Origin of the sequence: Fulvimonas yonginensis, assembly GCF_037137055.1 — a bacterium.
Classification (GTDB): domain Bacteria; phylum Pseudomonadota; class Gammaproteobacteria; order Xanthomonadales; family Rhodanobacteraceae; genus Frateuria_A; species Frateuria_A yonginensis.
The window spans coordinates 77,932-100,537 of sequence record NZ_JBBBNY010000005.1 but is presented as its reverse complement, the minus strand read 5'-3'; the positions used below and the strand labels follow the sequence as shown (position 1 = coordinate 100,537).

At 71.0% G+C, this 22,606-nt stretch carries 23 protein-coding genes, 2 tRNA genes and 1 other RNA gene; 9 read left to right on the top strand and 17 right to left on the bottom strand.

Annotated elements, in window-relative coordinates; genetic code table 11:
* Window positions 1-113: 113 nt before the first annotated feature.
* The gene (gene rpmF / locus WAT24_RS09420) at window positions 114-305 is read right to left on the bottom strand and encodes a 50S ribosomal protein L32 (RefSeq protein ID WP_336807597.1); all 192 of its coding nucleotides are present in this window, start codon (window positions 303-305) and stop codon (window positions 114-116) included.
* A gap of 21 nt (window positions 306-326) precedes the next feature.
* The gene (locus WAT24_RS09415; protein WP_425605290.1) at window positions 327-803 is read right to left on the bottom strand and encodes a YceD family protein; all 477 of its coding nucleotides are present in this window, start codon (window positions 801-803) and stop codon (window positions 327-329) included.
* A gap of 150 nt (window positions 804-953) precedes the next feature.
* Here WAT24_RS09415 and WAT24_RS09410 point away from each other — a divergent pair, with 150 nt between their 5' ends.
* Both WAT24_RS09410 and WAT24_RS09405 read left to right on the top strand, forming a co-directional pair.
* On the top strand, window positions 954-1,412 hold the full coding sequence (locus tag WAT24_RS09410) for a hypothetical protein (protein ID WP_336807595.1): 459 nt from the start codon (window positions 954-956) through the stop codon (window positions 1,410-1,412).
* Window positions 1,409-1,987: a Maf family protein gene (locus WAT24_RS09405; RefSeq protein WP_336807594.1), complete on the top strand. Its 579-nt coding sequence runs from the start codon at window positions 1,409-1,411 to the stop codon at window positions 1,985-1,987. The genes WAT24_RS09410 and WAT24_RS09405 overlap by 4 nt, the downstream gene beginning before the upstream one ends.
* Before the next feature lie 77 nt (window positions 1,988-2,064).
* On the opposite strand, the gene WAT24_RS09400 is transcribed toward WAT24_RS09405, so the two are convergent.
* Entirely contained in the window at window positions 2,065-3,693 is a 1,629-nt protein-coding gene (locus WAT24_RS09400; protein WP_336807593.1) for a glycosyltransferase family 39 protein, read from the bottom strand.
* Here WAT24_RS09400 and WAT24_RS09395 point away from each other — a divergent pair.
* The 4 genes from WAT24_RS09395 to WAT24_RS09380 are packed head-to-tail and all read left to right on the top strand — an operon-like array spanning window position 3,692 to window position 8,197.
* Window positions 3,692-4,633 (top strand): AAA family ATPase, encoded by a 942-nt coding sequence (locus tag WAT24_RS09395; RefSeq protein ID WP_336807592.1) that lies wholly within the window; start codon window positions 3,692-3,694, stop codon window positions 4,631-4,633. The two genes, WAT24_RS09400 and WAT24_RS09395, sit on opposite strands and share 2 nt — an antisense overlap.
* Window positions 4,633-5,586 carry a DUF58 domain-containing protein gene (locus tag WAT24_RS09390; protein WP_336807591.1) on the top strand — a complete coding sequence of 318 codons (954 nt, stop codon included), beginning with the start codon at window positions 4,633-4,635 and terminating at the stop codon, window positions 5,584-5,586. The genes WAT24_RS09395 and WAT24_RS09390 overlap by 1 nt, the downstream gene beginning before the upstream one ends.
* Window positions 5,583-7,547, top strand: coding sequence for a transglutaminase TgpA family protein (locus tag WAT24_RS09385; RefSeq protein WP_336807590.1), 1,965 nt, complete (start codon window positions 5,583-5,585; stop codon window positions 7,545-7,547). The genes WAT24_RS09390 and WAT24_RS09385 overlap by 4 nt, the downstream gene beginning before the upstream one ends.
* A gap of 47 nt (window positions 7,548-7,594) precedes the next feature.
* A complete protein-coding gene (locus tag WAT24_RS09380; protein WP_336807589.1) occupies window positions 7,595-8,197 on the top strand; it encodes a Slp family lipoprotein in 603 nt (200 codons plus the stop codon).
* Between the two features lie 71 nt (window positions 8,198-8,268).
* Here WAT24_RS09380 and WAT24_RS09375 read toward each other — a convergent pair whose 3' ends face one another.
* The 8 genes from WAT24_RS09375 to WAT24_RS09340 all read right to left on the bottom strand — a co-directional run bounded on the left by WAT24_RS09375 (window position 8,269) and on the right by WAT24_RS09340 (window position 13,776).
* Window positions 8,269-8,613: a histidine triad nucleotide-binding protein gene (locus WAT24_RS09375; protein WP_336807588.1), complete on the bottom strand. Its 345-nt coding sequence runs from the start codon at window positions 8,611-8,613 to the stop codon at window positions 8,269-8,271.
* Between the two features lie 374 nt (window positions 8,614-8,987).
* Window positions 8,988-9,587 (bottom strand): recombination mediator RecR, encoded by a 600-nt coding sequence (recR, locus tag WAT24_RS09370; RefSeq protein ID WP_336807587.1) that lies wholly within the window; start codon window positions 9,585-9,587, stop codon window positions 8,988-8,990.
* A gap of 106 nt (window positions 9,588-9,693) precedes the next feature.
* Window positions 9,694-10,017, bottom strand: coding sequence for a YbaB/EbfC family nucleoid-associated protein (locus WAT24_RS09365; protein ID WP_336807586.1), 324 nt, complete (start codon window positions 10,015-10,017; stop codon window positions 9,694-9,696).
* Between the two features lie 13 nt (window positions 10,018-10,030).
* Window positions 10,031-11,671, bottom strand: coding sequence for a DNA polymerase III subunit gamma/tau (gene dnaX / locus WAT24_RS09360; protein ID WP_336807585.1), 1,641 nt, complete (start codon window positions 11,669-11,671; stop codon window positions 10,031-10,033).
* A gap of 211 nt (window positions 11,672-11,882) precedes the next feature.
* Window positions 11,883-11,979, bottom strand: an RNA gene (gene ffs / locus WAT24_RS09355) — signal recognition particle sRNA small type.
* A 59-nt stretch (window positions 11,980-12,038) separates the two neighbouring features.
* A tRNA-Ser gene (locus tag WAT24_RS09350) sits at window positions 12,039-12,131 on the bottom strand.
* 161 nt (window positions 12,132-12,292) lie between these two features.
* A complete protein-coding gene (locus WAT24_RS09345; RefSeq protein WP_336807584.1) occupies window positions 12,293-13,051 on the bottom strand; it encodes an MBL fold metallo-hydrolase in 759 nt (252 codons plus the stop codon).
* Entirely contained in the window at window positions 13,048-13,776 is a 729-nt protein-coding gene (locus WAT24_RS09340) for a 3-deoxy-D-manno-octulosonic acid kinase (protein WP_336807583.1), read from the bottom strand. Before WAT24_RS09340 ends, WAT24_RS09345 begins: the two co-directional genes overlap by 4 nt.
* Before the next feature lie 21 nt (window positions 13,777-13,797).
* Between WAT24_RS09340 and WAT24_RS09335 the strand changes: the two genes are divergently transcribed.
* Window positions 13,798-14,868, top strand: a complete 1,071-nt coding sequence (locus tag WAT24_RS09335; protein WP_425605288.1) for a glycosyltransferase family 9 protein — start codon at window positions 13,798-13,800, stop codon at window positions 14,866-14,868.
* Between the two features lie 274 nt (window positions 14,869-15,142).
* Here WAT24_RS09335 and WAT24_RS09330 read toward each other — a convergent pair whose 3' ends face one another.
* From WAT24_RS09330 to hisS, 3 genes are read right to left on the bottom strand one after another with little or no spacing between them, the layout of a single operon-like run.
* The gene (locus tag WAT24_RS09330) at window positions 15,143-15,547 is read right to left on the bottom strand and encodes a DUF6165 family protein (protein WP_336807582.1); all 405 of its coding nucleotides are present in this window, start codon (window positions 15,545-15,547) and stop codon (window positions 15,143-15,145) included.
* Window positions 15,548-15,561: 14 nt separating this feature from the next.
* Window positions 15,562-17,511, bottom strand: coding sequence for an HAL/PAL/TAL family ammonia-lyase (locus WAT24_RS09325; protein WP_336807581.1), 1,950 nt, complete (start codon window positions 17,509-17,511; stop codon window positions 15,562-15,564).
* Between the two features lie 45 nt (window positions 17,512-17,556).
* On the bottom strand, window positions 17,557-18,930 hold the full coding sequence (gene hisS, locus WAT24_RS09320) for a histidine--tRNA ligase (protein ID WP_336807580.1): 1,374 nt from the start codon (window positions 18,928-18,930) through the stop codon (window positions 17,557-17,559).
* Between the two features lie 163 nt (window positions 18,931-19,093).
* On the opposite strand from hisS, the gene WAT24_RS09315 reads away from it, so the two are divergent.
* A tRNA-Pro gene (locus WAT24_RS09315) sits at window positions 19,094-19,170 on the top strand.
* Window positions 19,171-19,222: 52 nt separating this feature from the next.
* On the opposite strand, the gene WAT24_RS09310 is transcribed toward WAT24_RS09315, so the two are convergent.
* Window positions 19,223-20,026, bottom strand: coding sequence for a ferritin-like domain-containing protein (locus tag WAT24_RS09310; RefSeq protein ID WP_336807579.1), 804 nt, complete (start codon window positions 20,024-20,026; stop codon window positions 19,223-19,225).
* A 93-nt stretch (window positions 20,027-20,119) separates the two neighbouring features.
* Between WAT24_RS09310 and WAT24_RS09305 the strand changes: the two genes are divergently transcribed.
* Window positions 20,120-20,497, top strand: a complete 378-nt coding sequence (locus WAT24_RS09305; protein ID WP_336807578.1) for a VOC family protein — start codon at window positions 20,120-20,122, stop codon at window positions 20,495-20,497.
* Between the two features lie 4 nt (window positions 20,498-20,501).
* Here WAT24_RS09305 and purF read toward each other — a convergent pair whose 3' ends face one another.
* The gene (gene purF / locus WAT24_RS09300) at window positions 20,502-21,977 is read right to left on the bottom strand and encodes an amidophosphoribosyltransferase (protein ID WP_336807577.1); all 1,476 of its coding nucleotides are present in this window, start codon (window positions 21,975-21,977) and stop codon (window positions 20,502-20,504) included.
* Window positions 21,978-21,992: 15 nt separating this feature from the next.
* On the bottom strand, window positions 21,993-22,586 hold the full coding sequence (locus tag WAT24_RS09295) for a CvpA family protein (protein WP_336807576.1): 594 nt from the start codon (window positions 22,584-22,586) through the stop codon (window positions 21,993-21,995).
* Window positions 22,587-22,606: the final 20 nt, after the last annotated feature.

The window sequence follows — 22,606 nt, the reverse complement described above, 5'->3', positions numbered from 1 at the left end:
CGGGCGGAACGGCATGGCTGGCCATGCCGGAATCCGCAACGTTACGTTCAGGGACGCCGGAAAGCAAAGCGGCGCGTCGCCGCGCCGCTTCGTGATCCACCGGACGATCACGCTTACTCGGCGTCGACGGCCACGCTGGTGTCGATCATCTTCTTGCCACGGTAGTAACCGTCCTTGGTGACGTGGTGGCGCAGGTGCACCTCACCGCTGGTCGGGTCGGTCGCCAGCTGCACGGTCTTGAGCTTGTCGTGCGAACGACGCATGCCGCGGGTGGACGGGGTCTTGCGGCTCTTGGCAACGGCCATGGGTGTGTCTCCAGCTTGAATTCAGCGCTTCTTGAGTTCGCGCAGGACCGCGAACGGGTTTTCGGTACGTTCCGGCGAAGGCTCCTGGGAACCCCCGCCGGTCACTTCGGGCGGCAGGCTGCTGTCCGGGTTCACCGGGACCAGCGGCAATGCCAGCAGCAGTTCGTCCTCGATCACGTCGGCCGGGCTCAGCCGTCCGTCCTCGTCGACCAGCAACGGCTCGCAGCCGGGCGGCAGGGCCGCCTCCTCGCGCTCGTTGCGGATCAGGCCGAGCCGGCTGTCCACCGTCAGCGGCAGCACGAACGGCTCGAGCGTACGCTGACAGGTCAGCGCAAGCGGCGCCTCGACGTGCACCTGAAGGTAGGCCGTGCCGAACTCGTCGCGACCGAATTCCAGCGCGTACTGCGCCGCGCCTTCGTTGCCTGCCAGCACCCCGCTCAGGCGGGTCATGGCAGCGACGGGAAGCGCGCCGGCGAACGAACGCCGCGCCGAGACCATGCGCCAAGCGTCCACGGACTCTGGCAGTGTCACGGACATAATCGCGAAATCTTAGGGTTGCGCGCGACCCAAGTCAACCGCGCGGCAACGACTTTGCCTGTCGCAGAGTGCTGCGGCAGACTGCCCTTCCGACCGCCGCAGGTTCCCCTCGTGCCCGCTTTCCTCGCCCTCGGCCTCGCTGCGACGCTCCTGCTGCTGGTGGGGGCGACCTGGCTGGTGCTGCTGCGCCGGCGGCGGCGCCTGGACCGGCGTACCGACAGCATGCGCCGTTTGCTGGACCTGGCCGACCAGCTGGAGGCCGACCTGAAGACCTGCCGCAGCAGCCTCAAGCAGGCGCATGCGGTGATGTCGCTCAATCCGGACCAGCCCGCGGCGGGCGAGAAGGAAGCCAAGCAGGCGATCGACGCCGGCCTGCGCTCGCTGCTGCAACAGCGGCTGTGGATCCGCGACTGCGCACCCGAAGCGAGCCAGGAAGGGCTGGACGAGGCGGCCGCGGACATGAGCCAGACCCGCGCACGGCTGCGCCCGCTGGTGCGTGCACTGGAGCGCGCCCACCATGAGCTGGACGACGCCATGCGCGAACACATCCGCCGCGAGCACGACACGTGACCCGCCTGGTCCTGGGCTCCACCTCGCGCTACCGCGCCGAGCTGCTGCGCCGCCTGACCGCCGATTTCGAGCAGCGCGCGCCCGGCACCGACGAAACCCTGCGCCCGGGCGAGACGCCGGCCGAAGGCGTGCTGCGCCTGGCCGCCGCCAAGGCCGACGCGGCCGCGCAGGGCCTGCCCGACGCGCTGGTGATCGGCTCGGACCAGATCGCCGAGCTCGACGGTCGCGCCCTGGGCAAGCCCGGCAGCGCCGAGGCCGCACGCGTGCAACTGGCGGCCTGCGCCGGCCGCGAAGTGTGCTTCCACACGGCGCTGTGCCTGCTCGACACCCGTGACGGCCGGCGACGCACGCACGTGGACGTCACCCGCGTGTGGTTCCGGCCCTTGTCCGGCGAGGAAATCGCGCGCTACGTCGAGCGCGAGCGGCCCCTCGACTGCGCCGGCAGCTTCAAGTGCGAGGGCCTGGGCATCGCCCTGTTCGAACGTATCGAGAACAGCGATCCGACGGCGCTGGTCGGCCTGCCGCTGATCGCACTGGCCCGCCTGCTGCGCGAAGCCGGCCTGGCGCTCCCCTGACCCAGCGGTGCCGGTCAGTGCGGGCTTGCTCGCGATGCCCGCGCCCGGTGACAGGGCATCGTGAGCGATGCGCGCTCCTATGGCGAGGCGGCGGCCGCCGCCTGCGCGTTGCGCCAGAACAGGCACTGCGCGGGATCGGCCGGCGGCGGCTGCGGTACGGCAGGCACACGGCCGCGGTAATAGGCGAACCGCTTGCGACCCTCGAACAGGGTCTGCCGGGCCACCAGCCGCGGCGCCTCGATGCGTCCGCAGATCGCTCCCAGCCATGCGAGCTTCTCGCGCTCGCGCATCACCTCGCTCACCACCAGCAGCATGGGCGCGCCGGCGTGCGAGGCATGCAGGCCGGCCTCGTCCAGCCGCCACAGCGCCAATTGCGGCGCACGACCGTGCTTGACGTTGAGCGTGCTGTCCAGGGCATACACCGGCCGGCGGCCGTCGAGCTGGAAGGCCAGTTCGGCGGCCAGCATGAAGTTGTCCGCGACCAGCACCGCGTCCTCGCGCGCGAGCAGCGCTTGCGCCTGCGTCGCGCTTTCGCGCCAGCCGACGAAGTTCGCCGGGAACGCCTTGCTCGACGCCAGCACGCCGACCCCGGACCCGCTCGCCGCCAGCGCGAGATACGCCAGGCCCAGCAGCGTGCCGGCGCCACCCAGCGCGCCGCCCGCCAGCGTGGCGACGCGCCAGCCGCGACCGGCCTGCCGGCACAGCACCGGCAGCGCCGCCAGCAGGGGCAGGTAGCCCGGCAGCGGCCAGTGCGCACGGAAGCGCTCGTCATCGGCGAACAGCCCGAGCACGAAGTACGGCATCAGGAAGCCCAGCGCGCTCCACGCCAGCAGGTCCCACGGCGCGCCTTCGCCGCGGCGGCGCCAGCTTCGCCATAGCGCCCACAGCAGCGCGACGTACAACAACGGCGTGCATGCCAGCGCCTGTTCCAGCGGCTGCACCAGCGCGTCCGCGTGGAAGCGCCACGGGTTGCGTTCGACCAGCTGGAAGGCGAGCCCGGCGCCGTGCTGGCGCCAGTTCGAGATGGCCAGCGGCACCAGTCCCAGGGCGGCGACCGCCAGCGCCAGCCACAGGCCGGGCCGCCGCCACTGCACGCGGCCGCGCGGGGCGAAGGCGAGCAGCAGCAGGCCGGCCAGCATCGCCATCGCCGCGCGGTAATGGGTCAGCCATGCCACCGCCAGCGCCGCGCCCAGCAGCAGCCAGTCGCGCCGGCGGTCCTGCTCCATCGCGCGAAGCAGCGCGTACAGTGCGACCGCAATGGCGAGGGTCAGCGGCACGTCGGGCATCGCCATCACCCCGAAGCTGCCGGCCAGTGGCAGGGCCAGGCACAGCAGGCCGGCCTGCCAGCCGGCGCGCGCGTCGAAGGCGCGCCGCGCGAAGGCCACGACCACCCACGGCAGCAGACTCCCCAGCAACAGGAACGGCCAGCGCATGCCGAGCAGGCCGTGCCCGGCGACGGCTTCGCCGAAGCGGATCAGCCAGGCGGTGAGCGGCGGCAGGTCGCTGTAGCCCCAGGCCGGATGACGGCTTTCCAGCCAGTAGAAGGCTTCGTCGCCGAACGGCGACAGCGTGGCGGCGATGATGCCCTTGAGCACCAGCAGCGCGATGAAAGCGATGAGGAACGCGCCTCGCCAGCGCGCGAGCCCGGCCGCTACACTCGAACCGCCCTCCCCGCGTTCCGCCCGTGCCGACTGCCAGGAACCCATGTCCGCCACCACTCCCCTGTCCGAAGAAAGCCTCCACCCGCGCCTGGAAGCGGCGATGGCCCAGGTCAACCGCGTGCTGCTCGGCAAGCCACGCCAGGTGAAGCTGGCCTTCACCTGTCTCGTCGCCGGCGGCCACCTGCTGCTGGAGGACGTACCCGGCGTGGGCAAGACCACGCTGGCGCACGCGCTGGCCGCGACCTTCGCGCTGGACTTCCAGCGCGTGCAGTTCACCAGCGACCTGCTGCCTTCGGACATTATCGGGGTCAGCGTGTTCGAGCGCGAGACGGGCCAGTTCCGCTTCCATCCCGGACCGATCTTCACCGGCCTGCTGCTGGCCGACGAGATCAACCGCGCCACGCCCAAGACGCAGAGCGCGCTGCTGGAGGCGATGGCCGAGGGCCAGGTGACCGTGGATGGCCAGACCCACACGCTGGCGCAGCCGTTCTTCGTGGTCGCCACGCAGAATCCGCTCGACCTGCACGGCACCTTCCCGCTGCCGGACTCGCAACTGGACCGCTTCATGCTGCGCGTGTCGCTGGACTACCCCGACGCCGCTGCGGAGCGTGCGTTGCTCTCCGGCAGCGACCGCCGCGACCTGCTGGCCCAGCTGACCCCGCAGCTGGACGCGCCCAGCCTCGAGGCGCTGCATCGGCAGGCGCAGGGCATCACCGCCAGCGCCGCGCTGCTCGACTACCTGCAGGCGCTGCTGATGGCGAGCCGGCGCCATGCCGACATCCGCGTGGGCCTGTCGCCCCGCGCGGGCCTCGCCCTGCTCGGCGCCGCGCGTGCCTGGGCCTTGCTGAGCGGCCGCGGCCACGTGCTGCCGGAGGACATCCAGGCCCTGTTCGTGCCGTTGGCGGCGCACCGGCTGGTGCCTTCGCGCGGCGCCAGCGGCGATGCGCTCGCTCGCGCCCTGCTGGCGGACACCGCGGTCGATTGATGCGTGACGCGCTGCGCCGCCTGCAGCAACTGGCCGAGCGCCGGCTGCCCGCGCTGACCCGGTTCCGCCGCGCGGAACCGCTGCCGATCCGCCTGCACCGCCGGCGCATCTACATCGTGCCGACCGGCTTCGGCATCGGCTTCACGGTGCTGCTGCTGGTGATGCTGGTGGGCGCGCTCAACTATTCCAACAACGCCGCGCTGCTGCTCACCTGCATGCTGGGCGCCGCCGGTTCGGCCAGCATGCTGATCGCCTTCCGTGCGCTGGACGGGCTGGCGCTCACCGGTGTGCGCGCCGGCCAGGCGATCGCCGGCGAGCCACTCGCGCTCACCCTGGAGTTCGAGGCGGCGCGCGCACGCAGCGCGATCCGCGTGGACCTGGGCCAGCACACCGAGGCGTTCGCCGTCGATGCTTCCGGCAAGACCGACGTCACCCTGCCGCTGGCCACCCGCAAGCGGGGCTGGCAGCCCTTGCCGCGGCTGCGCGTGTGGACGACGTGGCCGCTGGGGCTGTTCCGCGCGTGGAGCTGGCTGCATCCGGAGCAGTCCGTGCTGGTCTGGCCACGACCGGAGAGCGGCGGCCCGCCGCCGCGCCTGCCGGCCGACGAAGGCCTGCGCCCGCGCCTGCACCACGGCGAGGACCTGGCCGCCTTGCGCGATTACCGCAGCGGCGATCCGCGCAAGCACATCGCCTGGAAGGCCAGTGCGCGGCTGGGTCACCTGCTGAGCAAGGATTTCGAGCAGCCGGAGTCGCGCCCCGAGTGGCGGCTGGACTGGCGCGAGCTGGAGGGCATGGACAACGAGGCCCGCATCGCCCGCCTGGCCCGCTGGCTGGGCGAGGCGCACGCCCAGGGCCGCCGCCACAGCCTGTGGCTGCCGGGCCAGCCGATCGAGGTCGGCAGCGGCCCGGCGCACTACGCGCGCTGCATGAGCGCACTGGCGACACTGCCATGAACGGCCTGCGGCAAGCGGGCGGCGAGACGCGGCTGGATGCGCGGGCGTTCGACCTGCTCTGCCTCACCATGGCCTGCGTGCTCGGCGTGCACGCGCCGCACCTGCCGTGGTGGCTCACCCTCCTGCTGGCGCTGGTGCTGCTGGCGCGCTGGTGGCAGCGGCGGCGCGACGGCAGGCGCGCGCCGCTGCTGCTCAAGCTGCCGCTGATCGGCCTGCTGGCGGCCACCGTCATCCTGCGCTACGGCACCCTCTTCGGTCGCGAGCCGGGCTCGGCGCTGGCGGTAGGACTGCTGGTGCTCAAGCTGCTGGAGAGCGAGACGGCGCGCGACGCTCGGGTCGGCATCAGCTTCGGCTGCTTCGGCCTGATGGCCGCGCTGCTGTTCGACCAGGGCCTGGTCGCCACCTTCGTGGTGGCGCTGGGGCTGCTGCCGGCGCTCGCCACGCTGCGCGCGCTGGAGCCGGCCCAGTTCCCCACCCGCCTGCCGCAGACCCTGCTTCCCGGGCTGAAGCTGCTCGCCACCGCGGTACCGCTGGCGCTGCTCGCCTTCGTGCTGGTACCGCGGCTGAGTTCGCCACTGTGGGGCGCACCGAACCAGGCGGAGGCACGCACCGGCCTGAGCGACACCATGTCGCCCGGCCGTTTCACCGAGCTGCTCACCGACGACCGCCCGGCGATGCGGGTCAGCTTCGACGGCGCGCCGCCGGACCGCCAGCTGCGCTACTTCCGCGCCTACGTGATGTCGTACTTCGACGGCTTCACCTGGCACGCGGCGCAGACGGCCGGCCAGCCGCCCGTCCCGATCGAGCCGGCGGCGGCGCTGCGCTACCACGTCACCCTCGAACCGACCCACCGGCACGTCCTGCCCGCGCTGGACGTCCCCCTCGCGGCGCCGGCAGGCGCCCAGATGGGACGCGACCACGTGATCCTGGCGGCCAAGCCGGTGGACAACCTGCTCGACTACACGCTCGATTCGGCGGTCCGTTACCGGCTCGAGCCGCAGGCGGATGCGCAACCCCGCCGTTGGCTGCAGCTTCCGGCCGGCTTCAACCCGCGGGCCGTAGCGCAGGGCCGCGCGTGGCGCCAGCACTACGGGAGCGACGCCGGCGCCATCGTGCGCACCGCGCTGGCGCTGTTTCACAACGACGGCTTCCGCTACACGCTGGCGCCCGCACCGCTGGGCCGCGACAACGTCGACGATTTCCTGTTCGGCACCCGCGAAGGCTTCTGCGAGCACTACGCGTCCGCCTTCACCGTGCTCATGCGTGCCGCCGGCATTCCCGCCCGCGTGGTGACCGGCTACCAGGGCGGCTTCTGGAACGGCATGGGCCGCTACCTGCTGGTGCGCCAGTCCGATGCGCACGCCTGGAGCGAGGTCTGGCTGGAGGGGCGCGGCTGGGTCCGGGTGGACCCCACCGCGGCGGTGCGCCCGGAGCGCGTCAGCCTGGGCGCGACCGCGGCGGCCGGCGACCAGCTCGACTGGACGCAGCGCGGCTGGATCGAGGCCCTGGGCAACCGCTGGGACGTGGTCAACCATTGGTGGAACCAGGGCGTTATCGGTTTCGACACGCTGCGCCAGCGCGGCCTGCTGACCTCGTTCGGCATCCAGGAAACCGGCACGGCGATGCTGGGCCTGCTGCTGGCGGTGGGCATGGGCCTGTGCGTGGCGCTGGGGGTGGGCTGGGCGCTGTGGCACCGCGAGCGGCCCGACCCGCTGCGCCAGGCGATGCGCCGGCTGGAGGCCAAGCTCGCCCGCTGCGGCGTCACGCGCCGTCGCGGCGAGGGGCCGCAACATTACCTGCGCCGCGCCGCCCGGGCTCTGCCCGCGCAACGCGCGGAACTGGAGCGACTGATGGACCGCTATCTCGATTTACGCTACGCACACGACGAACCGGCGCCTGAACTGTCGCGCCGGTTCCAGCGGGCGGTACGGGAATTCCGGCCGCGCCGCGTGGTCAAATGAGCATCCGCGACCGCTTGTGCGGCCGCTGTCCTTCCGGGAGAACCGCCATGTCCTTTCCTTACCGCCCTCTGACCCTGGCCGCCGCCATCGGTCTGCTGAGCGCCTGCGCGACCGTGCCCCAGCCGCTGCAGGGCAACTACTCCAACGTCAGCACGGCCGGCGCCCAGCAGGGTGGCGCCGGCGGTGCGAAGGTACGCTGGGGCGGCGAGATCATCAGCACCGAACCCGGTCCGCAGCAGACCTGCTTCTACGTGCTCTCGCGCCCGCTGGACAAGCAGGCGCGGCCCGAGACCGGCACCAGCGGCGAGACCGAGGGCCGCTTCGTGGCCTGCCACGACGGCTTCTACGATCCTGAAGTGTTCACCCGCGGCCGCGAACTGACCGTCACCGGCACCCTGCATGGCACCGTGACCAAGAAGGTGGGCGACTACGACTACGCGTACCCGCGCGTGGAGGCCGACGTGGTCTACCTGTGGCCCAAGCGTCCGGTCACCGTGCGCTACCCGCCCGGCTTCTACGACCCCTTCTGGGGCCCGGGCTGGGGTCCGTACTGGGGCCCCTGGGGCGACCCGTTCTGGGACCGCCCGCGGGTGATCATCGTGCGGCCGGCCCCCGCGCCCGCACCGGCACCCAAGCCGACCCACAGGTAATCGCCATGGAACGCCGGCCCCGCGCCGGCGTTTCCGTTTCCACCGCCCGAAACGCGCCCTGCCGTGTCTGCTCAGCCCGGCGGCCAGCTCATCCGGCGTCCGGCCAGCAGGTGCACGTGCAGGTGGAATACGGTCTGCCCGCCGTGCTCGTTGCAGTTGATCACGGTGCGGTAGCCCTGCTCCGCCAGGCCTTGCTGCCGCGCGTAGTCGGCCGCGGCCAGCAACACCTTGCCGAGCAGTTCCGCATCCTCGGGCCCGGCCTCGTCGAGCGTGGGCAGGGCCTTCTTGGGCACGAACAGCACGTGCACCGGCGCCTGCGGATTGAGGTCGCGGAAGCCCAGGACCTCGTCGTTCTCGTACACGATGTCGGCGGGGACCTCGCGCCGGATGATCTTGCCGAAGATGGTGTCGCCCATGCCTGACTCCTGCCGCGTTTCACAGCGCAGCAGCATACCCGCGCGGCGCGCTCAGCCGGAAACCCGGCCGTTCCTGGAGCCGGTGCGCCCGCCGTCGGCCAGCAGGGTCATCACGATGCCGGACGCCCGCCTGCGTGCCTGTTCGTCACGCAGCCATGATGCCCGGCCTGGTCCGCGCCGCTGGCGGTCGGGCCGTGCCGCGGTCCACCACCTGCAGGAACGCCTGCTTCCTCGTGATCGCAGACGGCCACCCGCTCGCGGGCAGGCCGGTCACGGCGGTGGCCTCGTGCGTGGCGCCGAGGCCGGCGGCCACCGCAAAGCTCAGGTTTAGGCGGGCGTGGACGGCTCCAGCGCGAGCCGCGGCTCTGCCATGATCACTCCAGCGCCTGGCGGCTGCCGAAGGCGTGCGCCAGGGTGCCGCGGTCGACGTACTCGAGCTCGCCACCCAGCGGCACGCCGTGCGCCAGGCGGGTGGGCCGTACGCCCCCGGCGTGGGCGAGCTGCGCCAGGTAATGGGCGGTGGCCTCGCCCTCCACCGTCGGGTTGGTGGCGATGATCAGCTCCTCGATCTCGCCCTCGGCCAGGCGTTCGCTGAGTTGCGCCAGCCCCAGTTCCTCGGGTCCCAGCCCGTCCAGCGGCGACAGCCGCCCCAGCAGCACGAAGTACTGCCCGCGGTAGCCGGTGGCCTGCTCGATGGCCGCCAGGTCGGTGGGCGACTCCACTACGCACAGCACGTGGCGGTCGCGGCCCGGACTGGCGCAGAGCGAACACACCGGCTCCTCGCTGAAGTTGCGGCAACGCGTGCAGTTGCCGATGCGCTCCATCGCCTCGCGCAGAACGCCCGCCAGCTTGAGGCCCCGCGTCCGCTCGCGTTCGAGCAGGTGGAACGCCATCCGCTGCGCGCTCTTGCCGCCCACGCCGGGCAGGCAGCGCAGGGCTTCGATGAGGTCGGCGAGCAGGGGGGAACCGGTCATGGGGCCTTGATCGGGAGGACGAGCGATGGCGGACAGCGAGGGCGCGAACGCGGCGGAGGGAAGGCTCGCAACGACACGCCCTCGCTGCGCATCCCGCGCCCTTCCTTCAGAACGGCATCTTGAAGCCGGGCGGCAGGTTGAGGCCGGCGGTAAGACCGCCCAGCTTGTTCTTGCTCGCCTCCGCGACCTTGTTTACCGCGTCGTTGACCGCGGCGGCGACGAGGTCCTCGGCCATCTCCGGGTCGTCGGCGAACAGCTTGCGGTCGATCTGCACGCGGCGCACCTCGTGCGCGCCGGTCATCAGCACCGTCACCAGGCCGCCGCCGGCGCTGCCGGTGACCTCCATCCTGGCGATCTCCTCCTGCGCGCGCTTCATGTCTTCCTGCATGCGCTGGGCCTGCTGCATCAGCTGACCGATCTGGCCTCTCATGGCATTGCTCCGATTACTGTTCGATGGGTTTGACCGACTGCGGCACCACGCGGGCGCCGAATTCGCGCTTGAGGGACTGCACCAGCGGGTCCTCCTCGATCGCCTGCTCGGCGGCGCCCTGCGCGCTCTCGCGCGCCGATGCGGCCCGCGCGGCCGGCGTCTGCGCCGCACTCTGGCTGTCGCTGACGAAACGCAGCTTGATGCGCTCGCCCAGCGCCTGGCCGATGCGTTCCTCCATCTGGCTGACCATCGGCTCCACGGCCAGGTGCATGTGGGCCGGCTGCAGGGCCAGCACCAGGGTGTGACCGTCGCGTTCGCGCAAGGCCGCGTTCTGCGCGAGCTGGCCCAGCGGGCCGCGCAGGTTGGCCTGTTCGATCAGCGATTCCCAGTGCGGCAGGCCGCGCGCGTCGCTCGGCACGGACGCGCGCGCGGGCGGTGTCGTGGGTGCCGGGCGGGAGGGGGCCGCGGGCGCCGGCGAGGTCGGTGCCGATGGCTGCTGGACTGCCGCCGGCGCGGCACGCGGCGGCGCGACGGGACGCGCCACGCGCTCCGCCGGTGCCTCGCCGGCGTCGGCCGGGCGGAACGCCAGCATGCGCAGCAGCGCCATCTCGAAGCCGGTGCGCGCATCCGGTGCCAGCGCAAGGTCGCGGCGGCCGCTGGTGGCGATCTGGTAGTACAGCTGCACGTCCTCCGGCTGCAGCCGTCCGGCCAGCGCAGCCAGCGCCTCCTCGTCGCCGTCGTCCTCGCCGCGGTAGCCGGGCACCAGCTGGATCAGCTGGACCCGGTGCAGGGTCGCGGCCAGGTCGTCGAGCACGCCGCCGAAGTCGGGCGAGAACGAGGCGATCCGGTCGCACTCGGCCATCAGCCGCGCGCCGTCGCCGTCGGCCAGCGCGTCGAGCACGCCCAGCACCTGGCCGCGCGCCACGCTGCCGAGCATGGCGCGTACCTCGTCGGCCTTCAGCACGCCGCCGCCGTAGGCGATCGCCTGATCCAGCAGCGACAGACCGTCGCGCAGCGAACCGTCGGCGCCCCGGGCCAGTTCGGCGATGGCCGCGTCCTCGTAGGCGATCTGCTCGGCATCCAGGATGTGCCGCATCTGCCCGGCGATCTGCTCGGGCAGCAGGCGCTTGAGGTTGAACTTCAGGCAGCGCGAGAGCACGGTCACCGGCAGCTTCTGCGGGTCGGTGGTCGCGAGCAGGAACTTCACGTGCGGCGGCGGCTCCTCCAGCGTCTTCAGCAGCGCGTTGAAGGCCGGCTTGGAGAGCATGTGCACCTCGTCCACCAGGTACACCTTGAAGCGGCCGCGCGCCGGCGCGTACTGCGCGTTCTCGATCACCTCGCGCACGTCGTCCACGCCGGTGTTGCTGGCCGCATCGATCTCCAGCAGGTCCACGAAGCGGCCGGCGTCCACCGCCGTGCAGACCGCGCACTCGCCGCAGGGGTCGGCCGACTCGCCACGCTCGCAGTTGAGCGACTTGGCGAAGATGCGCGCGATGGTGGTCTTGCCCACGCCGCGGGTGCCGGTGAACAGGTAGGCGTGGTGCATGCGCCCGGTGTCGAGCGCGTTGGTCAGCGCGCGCACCACGTGTTCCTGCCCGACAAGCTCGACGAACTTGCGCGGGCGCCACTTGCGGGCGAGGACCTGATAGGACATGCGTTGGAGCCTGTGTGCGGGCGTGGGCCGTGAGCCCCTCGGTCAGCACTACTTAGGGGCGAGGGCCGATTGTGCCAAGTCGACGCCGGCAAGTCAGTAAAGGGGCCGGACCGTCGCGGGCTTGGCTCCTCATCCGTGCTTCGCACCGGCGGGGAGAAGAAGCGAACGCGTCGGGCGCCGATGCCGGATCGCGGGTCCCAGATGGCGGCGGCCCCGCCAGCCGCACCCCGGCACCCGAATCATCCACTACCGTTGCTTCCTTCCGGACCTGGCGGGGTTTGCGGACTATCGTCGCGGGGGGACCGACGGGGCCACCATGGACTTGCTCGAGCTGCCTGACCTGCGGGCCAGGCACGCTTCTTTCAACTGGCGGAGAGGGCGGGATTCGAACCCGCGATACGGGGATAAGCCGTATACACACTTTCCAGGCGTGCTCCTTCAACCACTCGGACACCTCTCCGGGTCTTCCCTGCCAGGCCGCTCCGGGCCGGCAAAGAAGCGGAAGCATAGCCTCAGCCATGCCGGGACACAACAGCGGACGCGTCGCGTAGGCGTGCGCCGTGCAATCGGCCGCCCGGCTCGATGGCACGGCCAGCCGCGCGGGAGGCGTCCCTGCGGGGGCTACCCGGCGTGTGGGTGTGGCGGCGCGGGCGGCGGCAACGGCACGCGTTCCCCGGATCGTGCGATCACGTAGCCTCGCTGGGCGAGCTTTGCGCCGTCATCGACGCTGCCGTAGTGATACAGCACCATGCGCCGACGCTGCTCGGGCGCGTACTCGCGCTCGATGTCTTCGATACCGCTGTGGGACGGGTTGCCGACCAGCGTGCAGTCGTGGAACACGCGCTCGTCCGTTGCCGCGTAGCGCGCCAGCACTTCGGGAACGGGTCGCGTGTCGCCGGTGAACGCGAAGCTGCCGGCCAAGGCGATCCCGTAGGAAGTTTCCGGGCGATGATGGCGGGTCGGAAACACGTCGAACCACCAGCCGTTCAGCCAGAACCCACGCGTGCACGGCACCAGCCGGAACGCCTCCCAATAGTTGACCCCGCCCTCGGCCAGCACCCCTGGATAGTCGGCGACCCGCGTGTGCAGCCAGGGCACCAGCGTCGTATGCACGAACACCCGCACCGTGCCGCGCAGCGCCTCGTCGAACCACAGCCGCGTGAACAGCCGCTCCATGCCGCCGACGTGGTCCAGATGGGTGTGGGTGATGTAGATCGCGCGCGGCAGCCCGCCGTAGGCGGCGCGATAGCGGTCGAGCGTGTCGGGCCCGCAATCGATCAGCAGCAACGGCTCGCCGTCCCGCTCCAGTACGGCGGCCGACGAACCGAGCTCCGCCGCGTGCGCGGCGCCGACACCGAGGAAATGCAGCGACCAGCTCATGCGCCCATCGTCCGTTCGTAGCCGTAGAGCAGCGGCTGCCAGATCGCCGCCTCGAAGTCCGGAATGCGCTCGGCCCCGCCGAGCTTGCGCAGCGACCGGTGCAGGCGCGACAGGTTGGCCAGTCGCCAGCCCTCGCCCGGCGCGCGCAGCTCGCCGCGGTCGAAATCGATCAGGTACAGCGCCTCGGCCGTCACCAGCACGTTGTGCGCGTTGAGGTCGGCATGCCGGATGCCCTCGCGGTGGAAGCGCGCCACCAGCGCGCCGGTCTCGCGTGCCAGGTCGGCGTCCAGCCGCCCCGTGGCCAGGCATTGGGCCAGCGTCTGTGCCCCGGCGATCTGCCGGGTGATCAGGTCGGCCGTGTAGAAAAGGCCGTGGCGCCGGTAGCACGCCGCCAGCGGCTGCGGGGCCGGCAAGCCGAGCGCCACGGCGTGCGCCAACAGGCGGAACTCGGCGAAGCTGCGCGTCCGGGAGGCGCCGGTCCACAGGTAGCGGTCGCGGTTGAACCTGGCCACCAGCCCGCCGCGACGGTAATGCCGCAGCACCCCCGTGCCCGCCGGCGTATCGACCACCGCCACGCCACCGCGACCGCCTGCCTGCGCTCGCAAGGCGCCGCGCGCGCGCCAGAAGTCGGGCTCGAACCAGCGCGTATCCACCGTCGCCGGCAACGAGGCGAGGGACAGCACGGTACCGCCCGCTTCCTCGCGGATCTGCTCCTGCTTCATCATGGGCGGCCGAAGGAGAGGTTCATGTCGAACGATTCTAGCCCAAGCCCCCTGCCCGCCCCCGCCTCGCTGTGCCTGCTGCGCACCTCCGCGATCGGCGACGTGACTCACGTGGTGCCGCTGGTGCGCACCCTGCAGCGGGCCTGGCCGGAAACCGCGCTGACGTGGGTGGTGGGCAAGCTCGAGCGCAAGCTGGTCGGCGACATCGCGGGCGTGGAGTTCGTGACCTTCGACAAGGCGGCCGGCTGGGCCGGCATGCGCGCGGTGTGGAACGCACTGCGCGGTCGGCGTTTCGATGCATTGCTGCAGATGCAGGTGGCGCTCCGCGCGAACCTGTTGAGCCTGGGCATCCGCGCACGCCGGCGCGTCGGCTACGATCGCGCCCGCGCCAAGGACCTGCACGGCCTGGTGGTCGACGAGCGCATTCCCGCGCGCACCGGCGAGCACGTGCTGGACGCCATCGGCAGCTTCTGCGAGCCGCTCGGCCTGAAGCAGACGCAGGTGCGCTGGGACATTCCGATCCCCGAGGAGGCGCACGCCTGGGCCGCAGCGCAGTTGCCGGGCGACATGCCGACGCTGCTGGTCAGCCCGACCTCCAGCCATGCGCTGCGCAACTGGCAACCGGAACGCTACGCCGCGGTGATCGACCACGCGTCGGCGCGTGGCTGGCGGGTGGCGCTGGTCGGCGGCCCCTCGCCCGGCGAGCGCAGCATGGCCGACGCGGTCCTCGCCGCATGCAAGCGCCAGCCGCTGGACCTCACCGGCAAGGACACGCTCAAGCGCCTGCTGGCGATGCTCGAACACGCGGACCTGCTGCTCACGCCCGACTCCGGTCCGATGCACATGGCCAATGCGGTCGGCGCCAAGGTGCTCGGATTGCACGCGGCCAGCAATCCGGCACGCTCCGGCCCCTACTCGGACCGCAGCTGGTGCGTGGACAGGTACGACGAGGCGGCCCGGCGCTACCTGGGCAAGCCGGCCAGCGAGATCCCCTGGGGCACCAAGATCGAACGCCCCGGGGTGATGGAGCTGATCACGGTCGACGACGTGATCGAGCGGTTCGAGGCCTTCGCCTCGTCGCACACCCTGGCCTGAGGGGCTGCCCTCTCGCCGCGGAGAAGGGTTGGAGTGAAGGTCCGGATGGCCGCGGCTTCTCGCCTTTCCCCGCACCCTCACCCGGAGGGAGGGGGATTTACGGTCGTGGAGCCTGAGGAAGCGTTTCGACTTCGCCGTGCCTGCGCTCAGCACGAACGGCGACAAGCAACCGTTTGCCCCGCACGCAACCGTTCGTCCTGGACGTAGGCGCGCAACGCCGGAGTCTGACGGCCGCGCCCTGCAGGACGGGGGCCGCGGATCTGGTGCGCGCGGCTCACGCGCCCGGCGCGCGATAGTCCTGGTACGACTTCTCCTCGACCAGCTGCGAGCCGAGCTTGAGGTTGATCTCGCGCTTGACCGCCGCGCGCTCGTCGTTGCGGAAGTACACCGACCGGGCCAGTTCGACGAACTCGGCGTCGAAGGCCTGTGCCTTCTCCTTCAGGCGGATGCGGTCCTCGATGTCCCACAGCGCCTCGTTGACGGCGAGCAGGCGCGCGCGCTCGTCGCCGATGTCGGTGTGCGAGGCCGGATCGTTCGACCAGGTGGCGTTGAGCAGGTCCAGCTCGGTGCGCACGTTGGCGAGCTTGGCGGGGTCGCTGATCTGGCGCGACTTGATCTCCAGGATGGTGATCTTGTCGATCAGCTCGCCGTAGGAGACGGGCACTTGGATGAGGCTCATGGGGACTCCGGGAATCAGGGGTAATCGACCACGTCGGCCAGCCACGGATGCGCGGCGGCGGCGAAGGCGCGCCGGCGCTGCAGCTCGCAGACGGTGCGGACATCGCCGTCCATCGCGCGGTCGCGATGCATGAAGGCGACGTGCTCGCGCAGCAGCGCGTGGGCGGCCTGCACGGCGGTGCCGGCGTGGAATTCGTCGCTCGCGGCCAGCGCGGCCATCAGCTGGCGCACTTCCTGCTCGAACTGCGCATGGTGCGGATGGCCTTCGCGCGGCGCATTGCCGATCTTGGCCGCAAGCGCCTGCCAGTCGCCGCGCGCGGCCAGCCGCCGCGCGGCGTTGAGCATCTCGCGGCGGTAGTCCAGCGCCTGTGCGGCGGTATAGAGCTCCAGCGCCAGCACGTCGGCCAGGTCCTCCATCATGTCGAGCACGTGGCGCGCCTCGTTGGCGCCCATCGAGACGTGGTCCTCGGCATTCGCGCTGGTCGGGATGGAGTACACGCTGGCCGGATGCGCGCGGGTGGCCAGGTCGTTGACCAGCGCCGCGGCGGTGTACTGCACGATCATGAAGCCCGAGTCGGTGCCGTCCTCGTTGCCGGTGAGGAAGGCCGGCAGGCCGTCGTTGGTCGCCGGATCCACCAGCTTGTTGAGGCGGCGCTCGGAGATCGAGGCCAGTACCGGGATCGCCGCCTTCACGTAGCTCATCGCCAGCGCCAGCGGCATGCCGTGGAAGTGGCCGGCCGATATCACCTGTTCCTCGATGTGCCGTGCGGTCTCCGCGTCCGGGAAGATCAGCGGGTTGTCGGTGACCGCGTTGAGCTCGATGTCGATCACGCGGCAGGCCTGCGCCCAGGCGTCGCGCACCGCGCCGTGCACCTGCGGCATGCAGCGCAGGCAGTAGGCGTCCTGCGGCTGGTGCTTCTTGCCGCCTTTGAACGGCAGAAAGCGCTGGTAGAACGCTTCGCGGCCGTGGCGCTGGTTGGCCGGCACCCAGTCCCAGCCGATGTCGAAGGACAGCGCCTGGTCTTCGGGCCGCTCCCAGGACTCGGCGGTCCACGGCTTGAAGCGCGGCACCAGGTGGTAGGGGATGTCCAGCAGCGAGGAGCCGGCCAGCAGTTCGCGCACGTGGCCCGCGGTCTCGACCTGGCCCGGATGCGGGCGCAGCGCGTGCACCTCGGGCCGCAGCGCGCCGCTGCGTCCGGCGAAGGCGTCCAGCGTCATCGCCGCGGCGAGGTCGGCCACGCCCAGCAGGTATTCTAGCTCGTCCAGCGCCAGCGCCGCGGTGGCCAGCATCTGCGCGGTGCCGTTGTTGAGCGCCAGGCCTTCCTTGAAGGACAGCCGGATCGGCTCCAGGCCCGCGCGCCGGAGCGCCTCGGCACCGCTCAGGCGCTCGCCTTCGAAGAAGGCCTCGCCGCCGCCCAGCAGCACGATCGCCAGGTGCGAGAGCGGCGCCAGGTCGCCGCTGGCGCCCACCGAACCCTTTTCCGGCACCACCGGCACCACGCCGCGGTTGAGCATCGCGGTGAGCGCCTCGAGCGTGGACACGCGGATGCCGGAGTGGCCACGCATCAGCGTGTTGATGCGGATCACCAGCATCGCCCGCACCACTTCCGGCGCGAACGGTTTGCCCACGCAGACCGCGTGGGTGACGATCAGGTTGTGCTGCAGCTCCTCCATCAGGCTGGCGCCGCCGCGTTGGGGATTCCGTGGATCGTTGCCGCAGGCGACCAGCTCGTCGCGCAGGCGGTGGCCGCCCAGCAGCTTGTCCGCGTTGCTGCCGAAGCCGGTGGTGACGCCGTAGGTCGGCTCGCCGCAGTTGACCTTCTCGGCCAGGAAGTCGGCGGCATGCTGCACGTGGCCGAGCTGCCGGGGGTCCAGCGCCACCTGGGCGCCGTGGCGCGCCACCGCGACCAGCTGGGCGCGGGTGAGGCTGTTGCCGTCGAGCACGATGGGATTCTGCTTGTTCACGCTGGCCTCGCTTGCCGGATTCTCTCGCCGTCCGCCCGCAGGCGGTCAGCCCATCGCCGCCGCCTGTTCCAGTTCCACCCGCAGCGCCTTGACCAGCTCGCCGCGCGCCACCTCGAACTGGTCGCCGCGACGCAGGTCCTTGACGGTCACCACGCCCTTGGCCTGCTCCTCTTCGCCCAGCACGAGAACGAAACGGATGCCGGCGCGGTCGGCGTACTTGAACTGCCTGCCGAGCTTGCCGCTTTCCAGCACCACCTCGGTGGCGATGCCGGCCGAGCGCAACTCGCCGGCGATGGCCAGATAGGCTGGCAGCTGCACCGGATCCATCTGCGTCACGAGCACGTCGACGGTGCTGCACGCGGCGCCGAGCAGGCCGGCGTCGCGCAGCTGCCAGAACAGTCGGGTCAGGCCGATCGAGATGCCCACGCCCGGCAGCTTGGACTTGGTGTACTGGCTGGCCAGGTTCTCGTAGCGTCCACCGGAGCAGATCGAACCGATCTGCGGGTGGTCGTTGAGCGTGGTCTCGTAGACGGTGCCGGTGTAGTAGTCCAGGCCGCGCGCGATCGAAAGGTTCAGCGCGAAGTGCGATTCGGGCACGCCGAAGTCGCGGATCAGGCCGAGCACCTCCTTCAGCTCCGCCCGGCCCTGCTCCAGCGCCTCGGGCCCGCTGCCCAGCGCGTCGAGCCTGGCGAAGGCATCGGCCAGCGAGGTCGAGCGCACCTGCACGAAATCCAGAATCTTGCCGACCACCTCGGCGGACAGGCCGAAGCCCTCGCCGGTCAGCGTGTCGCGCACGTAGTCGGCGCCGCGCTTGTCGAGCTTGTCCACCTCGCGCAGCACCAGCATCTGCTGCCCCGGGTCGGTCACGCCCAGGCTCTCGAAGTAGCCGCGCATCAGCTTGCGGTTGTTGAGCTGGATGGTGAACGCGCCGATGTCCAGCTCGCGGAACACGCTGTAGATCACCGCCGGCAGTTCGGCGTCGTAGCGGATCGACAGGCTGTCCTTGCCGATCACGTCGATGTCGCACTGGTAGAACTCGCGGAAGCGCCCGCGCTGTGCGCGCTCGCCGCGGTACACGCGCTGCATCTGGTAGCGGCGGAACGGGAACGAAAGGTCGTGCTCGTGCTCGGCCACGTAGCGCGCCAGCGGCACGGTGAGGTCGAAGCGCAGCGCCAGCTCAGGCGTGCCCTCCTTGGCCAGCGCACCGGTGGATTGCACGAAGTACACCTGCCGTTCGGTTTCGCCGCCGGTCTTGGTCAGCAGCACGTCGGAGTACTCGATCACCGGCGTCTCCACCGGCAGGAAACCGAAGCGCTCGAAGTTGCGGCGGATGGTGTCGAGCATGCGCTGGAACGCGATCTGGTCCAGCGGCAGCAGCTCTAGCACGCCGGGCATGGTGCGGGCCGGGGTAAGCGCCATGGAATCCTCTGCTTGCGGGGTATACGGTAGCGGCGGCGAGGAGCCGCGCGACGGCAGCCGCCTAGGTTAGCAGATGGCCGCCGTGCGCCCGGCCCGCTTGCGGGAAAATTTGTCGATGGGATGTTGCCAAGCCTGCCGCGGCTCACTAAGATACGCGGCTCCACGGGGTGTAGCTCAGCCTGGTAGAGCGCTACGTTCGGGACGTAGAAGTCGCATGTTCGAATCATGTCACCCCGACCAAGAACACGAAGAAGGCCACCGCTAGCGGTGGCCTTCTTCGTTTGGGTGCTCTTCAACCGGCCAATGCCACCAGCTGCCGCATCTCTTCCGGGTCGAACCCCGCCTCCTGCCTGGCCGGGTGGTTGAACGGCCCGCGCAGGCCACCGCCCATGTAGTCGCGCAGCAGGCCCACGAAGGTCGCGCGCGGTTCCAGCCCGTCGCGCTCGCAGCACCAGCGGAACCAGCGCGTGCCGGCCGCCACGTGGGCGACCTCCTCGCGCAGGATCACCTCCAGGATGGCGACGGTGCGCACGTCACCGACGCCGCGCAGGCGCTCGATCATGCCCGGGGTCACGTCCAGCCCGCGCGCCTCCAGCACGCGTGGCACCAGTGCCATGCGGGCGAGGTCGCTGTGTGCGGTCTTCTCGGCCATCTCCCACAGGCCGTTGTGGGCGTCGAAGTCGCCGTAGGCGTGGCCCAGTTCCGCCAGCCGATCCTGCAGCATGGCGAAATGGCGCGCCTCGTCGTGGGCGCAGCTGGCCCAGTCGCGGTAGTAGTCCTCGGGAAAGCCGCGGAAACGGTACACCGCATCCCAGGCCAGGTTGATCGCGTTGAACTCGATGTGCGCGATGGCGTGCACCAGCGCCGCTCGGCCTGCCGGCGTGCCGAGCCCTCGCTGTGGAACCTGACGCGCCTCCACCAGGCGCGGCCGCGCTGGCCGGCCGGGCGGCCCCATCGGGACGGGCGGCGGCGCCGCGTGGTCGGGGCGCAACTCGCCCGCCTGCAGCGCCTGCCAGGTTTCGTGGGTCAGACGCAGCTTGTCGGCCGGATCGCTGGCCTCCAGACAGCGCCGGGCCGCATGGTGCAGGTCGTTCATGGTGCGGATTCTACGCCCCGAGGGCGAGCGACCGCGTTGCGGCCGGCACGGGCGCCGCGCATAGTGGCGCCCTCACCCTGGGAGCGACCGGACATGGCCGGACTGCATGCCATCGAGATCAAGGCGTTCGTGCCGGCGCGCGACTATGACCTGTCGCGGCGCTTCTATGCGGACCTGGGTTTCGAGGAGCGCTCGGATTTCGAGGGCATCGCCTACTTCGCGCTCGGCGAGTGCAGCTTCCTGCTGCAGCGGTTCTACCAGGAGGCGCACGCCGGCAACTTCATGATGCACCTGCTCGTGGACGACGCGGACGCCTGGCACCGACGGCTGTCCACGCTCGACATCGTCGGTCGCTACCGCGATCACGGCGTGCGCATGACCGCGCCCGCGGACCGCCCCTGGCGCATGCGCGACTTCCACCTGATCGATCCGTCCGGCGTGTTGTGGCGCATCGGCCACAACATCGGGTGACGCATCAGGCGCTGCGGCGCGCCGCCTTGGCGTCGTCGGAGCGCAGCATCTCGATCTGCTGCAGGTAGTCGCGGTCCAGGCCGGTAACGTATTCGCCCGAGAAGCAGGAGGTGTCGAACTGCCTCAGATCCTCGTTGCCGTCCTGCACCGCCCAGACCAGGTCGTCCAGGTCCTGGTAGATCAGCCAGTCGGCACCGAGCAGTTGCTCGACTTCCCTTTCGCTCTTGCCGGCGGCGATCAGTTCGCTGGCCGAGGGCATGTCGATGCCGTAGACGTTCGGGTAGCGCACCGGCGGCGCGGCGGAGGCGAAGTACACCTTCCTCGCCCCCGCATCGCGCGCCATCTGGATGATCTGCTTGGACGTGGTGCCGCGCACGATGGAGTCGTCGACCAGCAGCACGGTCTTGTTGCGGAACTCCAGGTCGATGGCGTTCAGCTTGCGGCGCACCGATTTCACGCGGTCGCCCTGCCCGGGCATGATGAAGGTGCGGCCGACGTAGCGGTTCTTGACGAAGCCCTCGCGGAACGGCACGCCGAGCGCGTTGGCCAGCGAGCTGGCGGCGGTGCGCGCGGTGTCGGGGATCGGGATGACCGCGTCGATGCCATGGTCGGGCCGCTCGCGCAGGATCTTCTGCGCCAGCTTCTCGCCCATGCGCAGGCGCGCCTTGTAGACCGACACATCCTCGATCATCGAGTCGGGGCGCGCCAGGTACACGTACTCGAAGATGCACGGCGCGTGCACCGCGCCCTCGGCGCAGCGGCGCGCGTGCAGCTGGCCGTCCGCGGTGATGTATACCGCCTCGCCCGGCGCGACATCGCGGATGCGCTTGAAGCCGAGCACGTCGAACGCCACCGACTCCGAGGCGACCGCGTACTCGCGGCCCTCCGGCGTCACCCGCTCGCCGAGCACCAGCGGCCGGATCCCGTGCGGATCGCGGAAGGCGACCAGACCGTAGCCCTGGATCAGCGCCAGGCAGGCGTAGCCGCCGCGCGCGCGCGCGTGCACGCCGGCCACCGCCTTGAAGATGTGGTCGGGTGTCAGTGCCATCCGGTCCTGGATCTGCAGCTCGTGCGCCAGCACGTTGAGCAGCACTTCCGAATCCGAATCGGTGTTGATGTGCCGGCGGTCGTCCTCGAACATCTCGCGGCGCAGCGCCTCGGTGTTGACCAGGTTGCCGTTGTGCGCAAAGGCGATGCCGTAGGGCGAGTTCACGTAGAACGGCTGCGCCTCGTCGGCGTTGTCCGACCCGGCGGTCGGGTAGCGGCAGTGGCCGATCCCGATGCGGCCGCGCAGGCGGCTCATCGAGGCCTGGCCGAACACGTCGCGCACCAGGCCGTTGCCCTTGTGCAGGCGCAGGTGCGCACCATCGACGGTGACGATGCCGGCCGCGTCCTGGCCGCGGTGCTGCAGCACCGTGAGTCCGTCATAAAGGGCCGATGCCACTTCCGTGGTACCGACGATGCCGATGATTCCGCACATGATGGTTGCCTGTGTTCAGGTGATCGTGGCCGCATGCGCGGCCGGTGGAACAGTCTGCGCCGGTGCCGGTGAACCGGCCGGGAGTCCCGGCAGCCCGGCGGGGAGCTGCGGCAGCGTGCCCGGCGGACGCAGGTAGCGGCGCACGCTCTGCGGCACCCGCTCGCCCAGCCATCCGGCGGCGCCCTGGAACTGCGGCAGCAGGACCGAATCCCGCCAGCCGGTCTCGTGCGTGACCGCGGTGAACCCGGCCAGGAACACCACCAGGGTTACGAGCAGCACCCCGCGGACGAAACCGAACAGCATGCCCAGCAGCCGGTCCAGCCCGCCCAGACCGATGCCGGAGATCAGCCGCCGCGCGAGGAACCGCAGCAGCGCGCCCAGCGCCAGCACCGCCACGAAGCACAGGCCGTAGCCGAGCACGATGCGCGCCTCCGGCAGCGACACGCTGTGCTCGAACCGTGCCGCGACCAGCGGGCCGAAGGTCCACGCCACCCAGAACGCGGCGATCCAGCCGGCCAGCGCCAGCACCTCCGACACCAGCCCACGCCACAGCCCGACCAGGACGGACAGGGCCAGCACGCCGAGGATGGTGTAGTCGACCCAGTTCATTGCTGCCGCTCGCGTCCGCG